The sequence below is a fragment of the Streptomyces sp. CB01635 genome, assembly GCF_002803065.1.
In the GTDB taxonomy this organism is placed as follows: domain Bacteria; phylum Actinomycetota; class Actinomycetes; order Streptomycetales; family Streptomycetaceae; genus Streptomyces.
The window spans coordinates 790,829-803,805 of record NZ_NNBL01000003.1 but is presented as its reverse complement, the minus strand read 5'-3'; the positions used below and the strand labels follow the sequence as shown (position 1 = coordinate 803,805).

Annotated in this window: 12 protein-coding genes; 6 read left to right on the top strand and 6 right to left on the bottom strand. The window is 70.6% G+C overall.

Features of this window, described 5'->3' with window-relative positions; all coding sequences use genetic code 11:
- Nucleotides 1-9 precede the first annotated feature (9 nt).
- Complete coding sequence (locus CG723_RS11780) at nucleotides 10-1,692, top strand: chitinase (protein WP_324902873.1); 1,683 nt, start codon at nucleotides 10-12, stop codon at nucleotides 1,690-1,692.
- Between the two features lie 25 nt (nucleotides 1,693-1,717).
- Here the strand turns inward: CG723_RS11780 and CG723_RS11775 are convergent, their stop codons facing one another.
- The 4 genes from CG723_RS11775 to CG723_RS11760 form a co-directional block, all read right to left on the bottom strand.
- On the bottom strand, nucleotides 1,718-1,951 hold the full coding sequence (locus CG723_RS11775; RefSeq protein WP_100593223.1) for a hypothetical protein: 234 nt from the start codon (nucleotides 1,949-1,951) through the stop codon (nucleotides 1,718-1,720).
- A gap of 27 nt (nucleotides 1,952-1,978) precedes the next feature.
- A complete protein-coding gene (locus CG723_RS11770) occupies nucleotides 1,979-2,635 on the bottom strand; it encodes a TNT domain-containing protein (RefSeq protein ID WP_234374242.1) in 657 nt (218 codons plus the stop codon).
- Between the two features lie 164 nt (nucleotides 2,636-2,799).
- Entirely contained in the window at nucleotides 2,800-3,240 is a 441-nt protein-coding gene (locus CG723_RS11765; protein ID WP_100593222.1) for an OsmC family protein, read from the bottom strand.
- 123 nt (nucleotides 3,241-3,363) lie between these two features.
- Nucleotides 3,364-3,837, bottom strand: coding sequence for a cupin domain-containing protein (locus CG723_RS11760; RefSeq protein WP_100593221.1), 474 nt, complete (start codon nucleotides 3,835-3,837; stop codon nucleotides 3,364-3,366).
- Between the two features lie 122 nt (nucleotides 3,838-3,959).
- On the opposite strand from CG723_RS11760, the gene CG723_RS11755 reads away from it, so the two are divergent.
- A complete protein-coding gene (locus CG723_RS11755) occupies nucleotides 3,960-4,715 on the top strand; it encodes a Clp protease N-terminal domain-containing protein (RefSeq protein WP_234374241.1) in 756 nt (251 codons plus the stop codon).
- 98 nt (nucleotides 4,716-4,813) lie between these two features.
- Complete coding sequence (pgm, locus tag CG723_RS11750; protein ID WP_100593219.1) at nucleotides 4,814-6,442, top strand: phosphoglucomutase (alpha-D-glucose-1,6-bisphosphate-dependent); 1,629 nt, start codon at nucleotides 4,814-4,816, stop codon at nucleotides 6,440-6,442.
- Nucleotides 6,443-6,518: 76 nt separating this feature from the next.
- On the opposite strand, the gene CG723_RS11745 is transcribed toward pgm, so the two are convergent.
- Together CG723_RS11745 and CG723_RS11740 are read right to left on the bottom strand one after the other, a co-directional pair.
- Nucleotides 6,519-7,208, bottom strand: coding sequence for a phosphonatase-like hydrolase (locus CG723_RS11745; protein WP_100593218.1), 690 nt, complete (start codon nucleotides 7,206-7,208; stop codon nucleotides 6,519-6,521).
- Entirely contained in the window at nucleotides 7,201-7,974 is a 774-nt protein-coding gene (locus CG723_RS11740) for a GntR family transcriptional regulator (protein ID WP_100593217.1), read from the bottom strand. Before CG723_RS11740 ends, CG723_RS11745 begins: the two co-directional genes overlap by 8 nt.
- A gap of 179 nt (nucleotides 7,975-8,153) precedes the next feature.
- Here CG723_RS11740 and CG723_RS11735 point away from each other — a divergent pair, with 179 nt between their 5' ends.
- From CG723_RS11735 to asnB, 3 genes are all read left to right on the top strand, one after another.
- Nucleotides 8,154-9,338: a TIGR03364 family FAD-dependent oxidoreductase gene (locus CG723_RS11735; RefSeq protein WP_100593216.1), complete on the top strand. Its 1,185-nt coding sequence runs from the start codon at nucleotides 8,154-8,156 to the stop codon at nucleotides 9,336-9,338.
- 133 nt (nucleotides 9,339-9,471) lie between these two features.
- Entirely contained in the window at nucleotides 9,472-10,812 is a 1,341-nt protein-coding gene (locus CG723_RS11730; protein WP_100593215.1) for an MFS transporter, read from the top strand.
- 275 nt (nucleotides 10,813-11,087) lie between these two features.
- Complete coding sequence (gene asnB, locus CG723_RS11725) at nucleotides 11,088-12,929, top strand: asparagine synthase (glutamine-hydrolyzing) (RefSeq protein ID WP_100593214.1); 1,842 nt, start codon at nucleotides 11,088-11,090, stop codon at nucleotides 12,927-12,929.
- The last annotated feature ends 48 nt before the right edge of the window (nucleotides 12,930-12,977 follow it).

Below are 12,977 nucleotides of genomic sequence, written 5' to 3'. Positions count from 1 at the left end.
AGGCAGTAAGTGGACCGTGCACGCAGATGGATCGAGGGCGCACTGGCCGTCACCGCGGCCGCAGCGCTCGGCGTCACCGCTCTGGCGACCACGGCGCAGGCCGCCGACATCAACGTCGCCAAGAACGCCGGGTTCGAATCGGATCTGAGCAACTGGACCTGCTCCGCCGGCACCGGTTCCGTGGTCGGCTCCCCCGTGCACGGCGGCGCCCGGGCGCTCAAGGGCACACCCACCGCACAGGACACCGCCCAGTGTTCCCAGACCGTCGCGGTCAAGCCCAACTCGACGTACACGCTGAGCTCTTGGGTCCAGGGCAGTTACGTGTACCTGGGCGCGAGCGGCACGGGCACCACCGATGTGTCGACGTGGACACCGGGGTCCTCCGGCTGGCAGCAGCTGAGTACCACCTTCACGACCGGCGCGAACACGACGTCCGTGACGGTCTACACGCACGGCTGGTACGGGCAGAGCGCGTACTACGCCGACGATGTGAGCGTGCTCGGTCCCGACGGCGGCGGTGGCGATCCCGTCGTGATTCCGGCAGTCCCCGCCGGACTCGCGGCCGGTACCACGACCTCCTCCTCGGTCGACCTCTCCTGGAACCCGGTCTCCGGCGCCACCGGCTACAACGTGTACCGCGACGGCTCCAAGGTCGCCTCCGTCAGCGGCGCGTCCGCCACCGCCACCGGGCTCGCCGCCGCCACCTCGTACAGCTTCCAGGTCAGCGCGACCAACTCGGCCGGTGAGTCCGCGAAGTCGGCGGCCGTCACCGCGAAGACCGCGACCTCCGGCGGCGGTGGCGGCGGCACCGTGCCCAAGCACGCGGTGACCGGCTACTGGCAGAATTTCAACAACGGCGCCACCGTGCAGAAACTGCGTGACGTCCCCTCGCAGTACGACATCATCGCGGTGTCCTTCGCCGACGCGACCAGCACGCCCGGCCAGATCTCCTTCACCCTCGACCCGGCCGTCGGATACGCGTCGGCCGCCGACTTCAAGGCCGACATCGCCGCGAAGCAGGCCGCGGGCAAGTCCGTGATCCTCTCGGTCGGCGGCGAGAAGGGCAGCGTGTCCGTGAACAGCGACGCATCGGCCACCGCGTTCGCCGACAGCGCCTACTCCCTGATGCAGCAGTACGGGTTCGACGGCGTCGACATCGACCTCGAGAACGGCCTCAACTCCACCTATATGTCGAAGGCCCTGCACCAGCTCTCCGCGAAGGCCGGCGCGAAGCTGGTCCTCACGATGGCGCCGCAGACCATCGACATGCAGTCCACCTCAGGTGAGTACTTCAAGACGGCGCTGAACGTGAAGGACATCCTCACGGTCGTCAACATGCAGTACTACAACAGCGGTTCGATGCTCGGCTGCGACGGCAAGGTCTACAGCCAGGGCTCGGTCGACTTCCTGACCGCGCTCGCCTGCATCCAGCTGGAGGGCGGCCTCGACCCGTCGCAGGTCGGCCTCGGCGTCCCGGCATCGACGCGCGGAGCGGGCAGTGGCTACGTGGACCCGTCGGTCGTCAACAACGCCCTCGACTGCCTGACGCGCGGCACCGGCTGCGGCTCCTTCAAGCCCGCGCGGACGTATCCGGGCCTGCGTGGCGCGATGACCTGGTCCACGAACTGGGACGCGACGGCGGGCAACGCCTGGTCGAACAGCGTTGGCCCCAAGGTGCATTCACTCCCGTAAGACCCTGCGGCGCTTACGGCGGCACTCAGTTCAGCAGCTGCCACAGATGGGCGCAGGCGGCGTCCTCCGTGGGATGCCGCGCGATCGTCTCGTGGGTGCCGCGCTCGTACGCGCCGGTCTCCCAGCCCCCGCCGGGGTCCTCGCGCAGATAGAGAAAGTCGGTGGGGGTGGGGGACGGTTCGTGGACGCCCTCGATCCAGTCGTGGGTCGAGGGCACGGCAGCCTGCCGCAGAGCGCGCTCCAGCGCGTGCCGGTCCACGAAACCGTCCTCCTGTCCCGATCTCGCTTACGCGGGCTCGAGGTAGTCGTGTTCCAGAAGCCACTTCACGTTGAGGCGCCGGCCCTCACCGGGGTTGAGGAACACCTGGTCGAGCTTGATCTGCCGGCCGCCGCCGGGCTGCTCGAACCAGGGAGCGATCGGGCCCTGCCACACGAAGAACGGCTTGGCGACCTCGTAGACGTGATAGTCGCACGCGTAGGCGGGCTCACGGGTGTTGAGGTTCTGCGGCGGCAGCGCCCGCTTCTTGTACGCGTCCCCGGCGGGCGCCAGATAGGAGCCGTACTCCGAGCCGAAGCGGTCGAGGGTCTGCCCGGGCCGCAGCTCGGTGGGGCGGCGGTCGACCTGGCCGTTGGTCTCGGTGAATCCGTCGTTCGGCGGGTACTTCCAGCTGCCGGAGTCGGCCGGCCCCTCCCAGTACTTCTTCAGGAACGCCTTCGGGCTGAGCGAGCCGGTGCGGTGGTAGGCCTTCAGGAGCGGGCCGACCGGGGCCTGCCACTTCTTGGGCCGGTACTTCGGGCCGAGCCTGGCGTCGCCTTGGAACTCACCCGTGCAGGGCTCGTGTGCGGCGGGCGCGGGCGCAGACTCCGCTGCCGCTGCGGACGGCGGCGCGGTGAGCGCCACCATCGCTCCCAGGGCGGCCAGGACCAGACGTAGGGACTTCACGCGGTCGTCTCCTCGATGCTTCGACGGATCGTCAGGTCTGCATGCACACAGTGACCATGCGGACACTCAGGGAGACTATGGCGATCTTCGGCTGCGGCGGCGACATCCGGCCACCGCACCGTTCACCCCACTTCGAAGACGAGCCGGCCCGCCGTGAAGACGAGTCAGCCCGCCATGAAGACGAGCGTGCCGTCCGGGAGTCGGGCCTCGATCCGGGCGCCGTGTTCCACGGTCCGGCTGACGGTGCAGTACTTCTCGTGGGTCAGGCGCACGCCGCGTGCGAACGCGTCGGCGGCGTGCTCGTCGCCCTCGGGCAGCTCCACTTCGTAGCTGACGCGCACCGCTCCGACGCGGCCGTCGTCCTCGGGCCGTGACACGGACTCCACGACGATGCGCAGTCCGTCGTGTTCGACGGTGCGGGCCGTGCGGTCGGTGACCAGGCCGCCGCAGCCGCCGAGCGCGGCGAGGAGCAGCTCGACCGGGGTGAACGACGGCTGCACGTCGGGGTCTTCGGCGGCTCCGATGCGGACCTCGGCGCCGCGGTCGTTGCGTGCGGTCCAGTCGCGGAAGCCGTTGCGGACGGTCTCGATGCGGTAGTCGGCCATGTCGGGTGGTTCTCCCTCGCTGCGGTCGCCCGGTCCTGCTCGTCCCCGGCACCGTACGGGCGAGGGCGCGTGGGGCGGCGCAGGCCGGACCGTCGGGCGGGCATGAATGCCCGCTCGGTCGCGTCAGGCAGCGGGGAGGCGTCCGCCGCACCGTGCGCAGTAGGCCGCCGTCGCGTCGTCGGAGACCCGATCACAGGCGGGGCAGATCCGGCTGAGCAGGCATGCCGGTTCGCCGCCCTCGCAGGCCGGGGTCCGCGCGATGGTCAGGCCGGGGCGCCTGCGGTGGGCGGTGAGGTAGGCGAGACCGTCGGGGCCGGCCGTCACGGAGCGCCGTTCGCCGCGCGCTATGAACACGAGGGCGCCGGGCGCGAGTTGCTCCTCCTGGTCGGCGTACCGGAGCGATCCGTCGCCTTCGAGGACGACGAGCAGGACGTCGAGGTCCGGCTCGACGTGCTCGGCCACGACGGTGCCGGGCCGCAGCCGGACGACGTTAGCGTCGAGCTGCCGGGCCGCGCCGTCGAGCTTCCAGAGGGCGCCTGTCCGTGACTCGTCCGCCGCACGCAGCACGTCCGTAAGTAGCACTCGGGCCGACGGCATGGCTCTCCTCATTCAGCGGTGGGTACGTCGTGGACTCCGCAGCCTACGGCGTGCGCGGGGGCACCTTCAGCGACTGTCAACTAACAGTTGACAGCCTCAGACCGTCAACCTACGGTTGTCACATGACGGAATCTGCGAAGCCCGTAGGCATGACCACACCCGTACGCCTCGACGACCTGATCGACGCCATCAAGAAGGTCCACACCGACGCACTCGACCAGCTCTCCGACGCCGTGATCGCCGCGGATCATCTCGGCGACGTCGCGGACCATCTGATCGGCCACTTCGTGGACCAGGCACGCCGCTCCGGGGCGTCCTGGACCGACATCGGCAGGAGCATGGGGGTCACCCGGCAGGCCGCCCAGAAGCGGTTCGTGCCCAAGGCCTCCGGAGAGGCCGGTGAGCTCGACCCCAGCTCGGGCTTCGGCCGCTACACCCCGCGGGCGCGCAACGTCGTGATGTCCGCGCAGAACGAGGCCCAGGCCGCCGGCAACGACGAGATCCGGCCCGAACACCTCGTCCTCGGCCTGCTCGCCGAACCCGAAGGGCTCGCTGCGCAGGCCATCCGGGCCCAGGGCGTACTCCTGGACACCGTGCGGCAGAACGCGACGGCCACGCTGCCGCCGGCCGTCTCCGACGTGCCCGGCCTCGTCAAGTTCGACGCGAACGCGAGGAAGGCCCTGGAACTGACCTTCCGCGAGGCGCTGCGCCTGGGCCACAACTACATCGGTACGGAGCACATCCTGCTGGCCCTCCTGGAGCAGGAGAACGGCGCGGGCACCCTCGCCGAGTCCGGCATCGACAAGGCCGCCTCCGAGGCACACATCGCGAAGACGCTGGCCGCGATCGTCAAGGAGCGGACGAAGCGGGAGTCCTGACGGCCCGTCGACCGGCCGGGTGTCCCGGAGTGTGCGTGGCGCTCCGGGACACCCCTGCGGTCATGCGTCGCCCGGGGCCCGGATGGGAGACTGCCCCCATGACTGAGCGCGCAGGAACCCAGGCCAGGCCGGAGGATCTCGTCGACGTCGACGAACTCGTCGACGCGTACTTCACCAAGGTCCCCGATATGGACCGCCCCGAGCAGCGCGTCGTCTTCGGCACGAGCGGGCACCGGGGCTCCAGCCTGGACGGCGCGTTCAACGAACGGCACATCGCGGCGATCACGCAGGCCATCGTCGAGTACCGCACGGCCGAGGGCATCACGGGCCCGCTGTTCATCGGGCCCGACACCCACGCCCTCTCGCGCCCCGCGCTCGACACGGCACTCAGCGTCCTCGCGGCGAACGGTGTACGCGTCTTCGCCGACATCCACGACAGCTACGTGCCGACCCCGGCGCTCAGCCATGCCATCCTGCGCTGGAACAGCACCGCGCCCGACGAGCTCGGGCAGGCGGACGGCATCGTCATCACGCCGAGCCACAACCCGCCGCGCGACGGCGGCTTCAAGTACAACCCGCCGCACGGCGGCCCTGCGGACTCCACGGCGACCTCCTGGATCGCGCGCCGCGCCAACGAACTGCTCGCCGACGGCAACCGGGACGTGCGCACCACGAAGGACGTGGCTCCGGAGTCGTACGACTTCCGTGAGCGGTACGTCGAGGAGCTGAGCTCCGTCATCGACACCGACGCCATCCGGGCCTCCGGGCTGCGCATCGGCGCCGACCCGCTCGGCGGGGCGAGTGTGCACTACTGGGCGCGGATCGCCAAGATGTACGGACTCGACCTGACGGTGGTCAACCCCCAGGTGGATCCGACCTGGCGGTTCATGACGCTCGACTGGGACGGCAAGATCCGGATGGATCCCTCGTCGGCCCCCGCGATGGCGTCCGTCCTCGCGAAGCGGCACGACTACGACCTGCTGACGGGGAACGACGCGGACGCAGACCGGCACGGCATCGTCACGCCCGACGCCGGTCTCATGAACCCGAACCACTATCTCGCCGTCGCGATCCACTACTTGGCCACGCACCGCACCGGCTGGCGGTCCGATGCCGCGATCGGCAAGACTCTGGTGTCGAGCGCCGTCATCGACCGGATCGTCGCGTCGCTCGGCCGGGAGCTGCTCGAAGTCCCGGTCGGGTTCAAGTGGTTCGTGCCGGGGCTCGTCGACGGGTCGGTCGCATTCGGCGGCGAGGAGAGTGCGGGCGCGAGCTTCGTGCGCAAGGACGGCGGCGTCTGGACGACCGACAAGGACGGCATTCTCCTCGCGCTGCTCGCGGCCGAGATCACCGCGGTGACCGGCAAGACCCCGTCGCAGTACTACGCCGAACTCGCCGCGGAGCACGGCTCGTCCTCGTACGCGCGCGTGGACGCGAAGGCGACCAAGCGGCAGAAGGCACGGCTCGCCGAGCTCAGCGGCGACGCGATCACCGCGGACACCCTCGCGGGCGAGCCCATCACCGGGAGGCTCAGCCACGCGCCGGGCAACGGCGCCGCGATCGGCGGCGTGAAGGTCACCACGGAGAACGCCTGGTTCGCCGCACGGCCGAGCGGCACGGAGGACGTGTACAAGATCTACGCCGAATCGTTCCGCGGCCCCGACCACCTGGCCCAGGTGCAGACGGAGGCGCAGTCGATCGTGGACGCGGCGCTCGCGGAGGACTGACGGAACGTGGGCGGCAGTGCGCGGGCTTCGGCCCGCGCACTGCCGCCCACGTCCCTTCGCTGTACTCCGCGTACGACTACTCCGCGGCCATCGCCTCCGCAAGGCCCGGCACCTCGGCGACACTGTCCAGCACATAGGTGTGCGGGTGCAGTTCGAGCTCCGTGCGCGGGAGCTGGCCGGTGAGGACGCCGACGACGACGCCCGCGCCCGCGTGGTGCCCCGCCTGCAGGTCGACCGCGGTGTCACCCGCGACGAGCACCTTGCGGACGTCCACGACGCCGGTCTTCTCCATCGCCCGGTGGATCATGTACGGGGCGGGGCGGCCGCGGACGACCTCGTCAGCGGTGACGACCGCGTCGAGGTTGCCGCCCTCGCCCGTGGACCAGCCGAGCGACGCGAGCAGCGGCAGGGCGACGTCGTCGCTGAATCCGGTGGTCAGGGCGACCTTGATGCCCCGGGCGCGCAGTTCGGCGAGGGCCTTGTCGGCCTGGGCTATGGGCTGCGGCGGGACCTCCGCGTAGCGCTGCTTCAGGAACAGGCGGAAGACCCCGTACTGCCGCTCGACGAGCTCCGCGTCCGGGGTGCCGCCGCCGAGGCGGACCAGGGCGTCGATGGCCTCGCGCTTGTCGGTGCCCATCCAGGTCTGGAGGTCCTGCGCGTCGACGGTCACGCCGGTCGATTCGACGGCGTGGCGCAGCGCCTCGTACACCGCGCCGTGTTCCTCGATCGTCGTGCCTGCCATGTCGAAGACGGCGAGTTCAATCACTGGGGTTCTCCTCGTCAGTGCGGTACCGGCCGACGACGGTGCGTCCCTCGGCGGTGTTCTCGATGGTGAAGTTGGCGAGTGTGGGCAGATAGCGGTCGTCGGCGTACTCCAGGGGCACGCCGTCCCGCGAGAGCGCCAACCGCCTTACGCGCAGCAGGGGTTCGCCCGGCTCGATGCCGAGGAGCGACGCGTCCTGCGTGTCGGCGGCGATGGCGTCGATGGTGTGGCGGGCGTGGTGCAGGTCGACATCGCGCGCGCACAGCGCCTCGTAGATCGAGCCCGCGTCGGGGTCCATGTCGAACAGGTGCCGGCCGACGTGGAGGACGAACGTGGAGCGCTCGACCATGACCGGCACACCGTCCAGGTGACGCAGCCGGACCAGGTCGACCACGGGTTCGCCCTCGTCGAGGCCGAGCCGTGCGGCGGCCTCCGGGGAGGCCCGGCGGCGGGCGACCTCGACGGTCAGCTGCCCCGGTTCGCGGCCGATGGATCTGGCCCACTGCGTGAACGACATGAGCGACGCGAAAGGCTGCGACGGGGCTGCTCTGCGGGCGACGGGCGGCTTGCCCCGGCCGCCGACGAGATGCCCATCGGACCGCAGTATCGACAAGGCCTGCCTGACCGGCCCGCGGGAGGTCCCGAACTCTTCGCAGAGCTGGGATTCGCTCGGTACCGGCTCGCCCTCCGGCCACTCACCGGACTCGATACGCCGCAGGAACTCAGCGCCGAGCTTCTCGTGGAGCGGAACACCCTTACTTGTCTTCACAAGACGACTATGGCAGCTCGACCCGCCTCCCCTCAAGGCCCGCACGTGGCCGGCGCAGGGCCTTCGGGTGACGTTTCGGGGTCGTCCACCCCCACTCCGGGGCACGGAAGGTAAACAGACGGAAAACTTGTACACACAAGTCTTGCCCCATACGCCCAAGGCCTCGCACGCTGCAATCCATGAGCATCACAACAGCGTCCCCCTCCACCCCTTCGCCCGCCTCCGAGCTGCCCGGCGGCCGCAGCGACCTGGTCGTCGTCGGCGCCGGGGTCGTCGGCCTCGCCCACGCCTTCGAGGCCGCCCGGCGCGGGCTGACCGTCACGGTCATCGAGCGGGACTGGCAGCCCGTAGGGGCTTCGGTACGCAACTTCGGGCACTGCTGCATCACGGCACAACGCGGCGACCTGCTGGAACTCGCCTACCGCTCGCGGGCCGGATGGCTGGAGGCCGCGAAGAGCTCGGGCCTGTGGGCCAAGGAGGCCGGCGCGCTCGTGGTGGCGAGGTCGGAGGCGGAACTGGCGGTCCTGGAGGAGCTGCGCGAGGAGCGCGGCGCGGACACCGTCCGGCTGCGGACCCGCGAGGAGGTCGCGGGCGAACTCGGCCGGGGTGCCGACGCCGCCGACATCGTGGGCGGCGCCTTCCTCCCCGACGACCTGCGCGTCAACCCCCGCGAGGCTGCCCCGGACCTGGCCGCATGGCTGTCCATACAGCCCAACGTCACCGTGGTGTGGGGCACGAACGTGAACGGCGTCGCGGAGGGCACCGTCCACACCGGCCGCGGCCCGGTCCACGGCGACCGGATCCTCGTCTGCGTGGGTCACGACCTGGACCGCCTGTACCCCACGGCGGCGGAGGAGCACGGCATCGAGCGCTGCCGCCTCACGATGGCGCGCGTCGCGGCGCCCGACGCCTTCCGCACGGACGCGGCGATCCTGACCGCCACGTCCATGCTGCGCTACGACGCCTTCACGGCCATGCCGTCGGGGCCGAGGCTGCGCGAGGAGGTCATCGGCCACAGCCCGGAGTTGCTCGACGTCGTCGCGAACGTCATGTTCACCCGGCTGCCCGACGGCACGGTCCTCGTCGGTGACTCGCACGCCTACGGGCGGACCGCGATCCCCTTCGAGGACGAGCCGACGGCACAGCTGCTGCTCGACTCGGCGGCCAAGGTCCTCGGCACGGGCGATCTCCAGGTGAAGGAGCGCTGGCAGGGCGTCTACGCGAGCAGCGGCAGCGGCCCCCTCCTGGTCCGCGACATGGCACCCGGCGTGCGGGCCATCTCGGTCACCTCGGGCATCGGTATGACGCTCTCCTTCGGCCTCGCCGCAGCCACGTTCGACGAGTCTCTGGCCGCGACGGCCTGACCGACCACCCGGCACAGAGGGCAGCCCGCGGCGCGAGCACGTCTCGCGGCGCGGGGCCCGGCACCACGCAGCACTGCGGCACGTCACCCCCCGCACTCATCGCTCACCAGGCACCGAGGAAGAGGAGACCACCATGCCCGACGGCACCCGGCCAGGCACCGCGCTCGACCCGCTCCGGTCCCCCGCCGCCGCCCCCGGATCCGTCCGGCGGTCGCAGCGCTGGCGGTGGCAGATATTCGCAGTCACCTGGATCGCGTACGCGGGCTTCTACTTCGTCCGGCAGGCGTTCCCGGTCGCCAAACTCGGCATTCTGGACGACCCAGCGGTCAACCACACGCTCACGTCCCACACGCTCGGTGTGATCGACGCCGTGTATCTCGCGGCGTACGCGGTGGGGCAGTTCGCATGGGGCTCGTGGGCGGACCGGTTCGGGCCGCGGGTCGTCGTGATCGGCGGGATGGCGGGCGCGGTGGTCGCCTCGGCGGTCATCGGCCTGAGCAGCTCGCTCGTGGTGTTCGGCGTCGCGATGGCCGTGCAGGGGCTCGCGCAGTCGACGGGCTGGGCCCCGCTGTGCAAGAACGTGACCAGTTTCGTGCCGGTGAAGGACCGCGGCCGGATCCTCGGCCTGTGGTGCACGAACTACGCGTTCGGCGGCCTCGCGGCGCCGCCGTTCCTCGGCTGGTGGGCGTACTCGGTCTTCGACAGCTGGCACGCCGCGTTCCTGGCGGGGTCCGCGACACTGGCCGTCGTCCTGGTGCTGTTCGTCGTCTTCCAGCGCAACGAGCCCGCCGACGTGGGTCTCCCGCGGCCCGACGCCCCGGAGACGACGGCCGGCTCGGGCGCCGTGCCCGAGCCCGCCGAGGCGCCGCCCACCTCGCGCGAGATCTACCGCGAGATCCTGCGCAACCGGATGGTCCTGACGCTCAGCGCCGCGTACTTCCTGCTCAAGCCCGCCCGGTACGCGCTCCTGTTGTGGGGCCCCGTGATCGTCAGTGAACGGCTGCCCGAGGTGGGCAAGTTGGAGGCCACGCTGATCCCGGTGGCGTTCGGTGTGGCCGGAGTGCTGGCGCCGATGACGGTCGGCTGGATCTCCGACCGCCTGTTCTCGTCCCGGCGCGTCCCGCCGTGCGTCCTCTCGCTCGGTCTGCTGACGGTGATGCTCGCGGCGTTCGCGCCGCTCACCGCGACCGGCAGCACCGGGACGATGGTCGGCGTCCTGGCCGTGATCGGCTTCGGTCTCTACGCAGCGGACGCCCTGATCGCGGGCGTCGCGGCCGTCGACTCGGGCGGCCTGGCCGGGGCGGGCACCGCGACCGGTTTCGTCAACGGCTGCGGCTCCGTCGGCGCGATCCTCGGCGGCCTGCTCCCGGGGTTCCTCGCGACCACCGTGCTCTTCTACGGCTTCGCGGCCGCGGCGGCGCTCGCGGGAGTGGTCATGCTGCCGCACTGGAACCGGACGGCCGTGACGGCCTGAGGACCGCGGGGTCCGGCCAGGAGTTGATCAAGTTTTTGCCCTTGGCCGGATCCCGCCCGTGCGGCCGCCCGCATTCCGGCAATGACCGGCGCGCCGTCGCGATTTGCGATGGGGACCGTTCCACCCTGTCAAGCAAAGAGCGGCCGAAACCGTCGGGTCACCGACCCCCGCCGGGTTACCGACGCGTTGACCGTACACAGCGCCATGTCACACGCTCGACATATAGGTGCTGGATACAACTGATTCGGCGCCAGAACGGCATGCAGGAGGAACGTATGTGTGGCATCACCGGCTGGGTCTCCTTCGATCGCGACCTGCGCGCTTCGGCCGACACATTGGATGCGATGACGCAGACGATGGAGTGCCGCGGCCCGGACGACCGCGGCACGTGGACCGAGGGGCCCGCGGCGCTCGGCCACCGCAGGCTGGCGATCATCGACCTGCCGGGCGGGCGTCAGCCGATGACCGCCGAGACACCGCGCGGCACCGTCGCGCTCGTCTACTCCGGCGAGACGTACAACTACACGGAACTCCGCCGCGAACTGACCGGACACGGCCACACGTTCACCACCGAATCCGACACCGAGGTCGTACTGCGCGGCTACCTGGAGTGGGGCGAGGGGCTGGCCCAGCGCCTCAACGGCATGTACGCGTTCGCCGTCTGGGACGGCCGCGAGAACAAGCTCGTGATGATCAGGGACCGCATGGGCATCAAGCCGTTCTATTTCTACGAGACTCCGGACGGCGTCCTCTTCGGGTCCGAGCCCAAGGCGATCCTCGCCAATCCGCTCGCGAGGTCACGCGTGACGTTGGACGGCCTGCGAGAGCTGTTCACCATCGTGAAGACGCCGGGCCACGCGGTCTGGGACGGGATGCACGAGGTGGAGCCGGGCACCATCGTGACCGTCGACCGGAGCGGGCTGCGGCAGCGGGCGTACTGGACGCTGGAGACCCGCCCGCACACCGACGACCGCGAGACGTCGATCGCGACCGTACGCTCGCTCCTCGACGACATCGTGCGCCGCCAGCTCGTCTCCGACGTCCCGCGCTGCACGCTGCTCTCCGGCGGCCTCGACTCGTCCGCCATGACGGCGATCGCGGCGCGGCAGCTCGGTGAACAAGGCGAGACCGTACGCAGCTTCGCCGTGGACTTCGTGGGCCAGACGGAGAACTTCGTCGCCGACGAGATGCGCGGCACACCCGACACCCCGTACGTGCACGATGTGGCGAAGGCGGCCGGCACCGACCACCGCGACATCGTCCTCGACTCGAACGAGCTGGCCGACCCCGAGGTGCGAGCCCGGGTGATCCGGGCCCGTGACATCCCCGCGGGCTTCGGGGACATGGACGCGTCGCTGTATCTGCTGTTCCGGGCGATCAGGGAGCACTCGACCGTAGCCCTGTCGGGCGAGTCCGCCGACGAGGTGTTCGGCGGCTACCTCCAGTTCTTCGACGAGGAGGCGCGCAGTGCCGACACGTTTCCGTGGCTGGTGCGCATGTCCCAGCACTTCGGCGACGACGCCGACGTCCTGCGCGGCGACCTGGCCGGCGCCCTCGACCTGGACGGATACGTCCGCAACAGCTACGCGGGCGCCGTGCGCGGCATCCAACGCCTGGACGGCGAGAGCGACTTCGAGTTCCGGATGCGCAGGATGTGCCATCTGCACCTGACCCGTTTTGTGCGGGTCCTGCTCGACCGCAAGGACCGCACGAGCATGGCCGTCGGACTGGAGGTGCGCGTCCCGTTCTGCGACCACCGGCTCGTCGAGTACGTGTACAACACGCCCTGGTCGCTGAAGTCGTTCGACGGCCGGGAGAAGAGCCTGCTGCGCGAGGCGACCGCGGACGTGCTGCCGAAGTCGGTGTACGACCGGGCGAAGAGCCCGTATCCGTCGACGCAGGACCCGAAGTACGCCGTGGCGCTCCAGAACCAGGCGAAGGATCTGCTCGCCCGGCCGTCGCACCGGGTGTTCGACCTGGTCGACCGGGAGCGGGTGACGCGGGCCGCGCACCGTGACGTACCGCAGACCGAGCAGGCGTCCCGGCGCGGGCTCGAACGCACACTGGACCTCGCGCTCTGGCTCGACATGTACAGCCCTGAGCTGGTCCTTTCCTGAGCCGGGTCCGCCCCGGCGGCAGCGTGCGGCGTCGGCCGCACGCTGCCG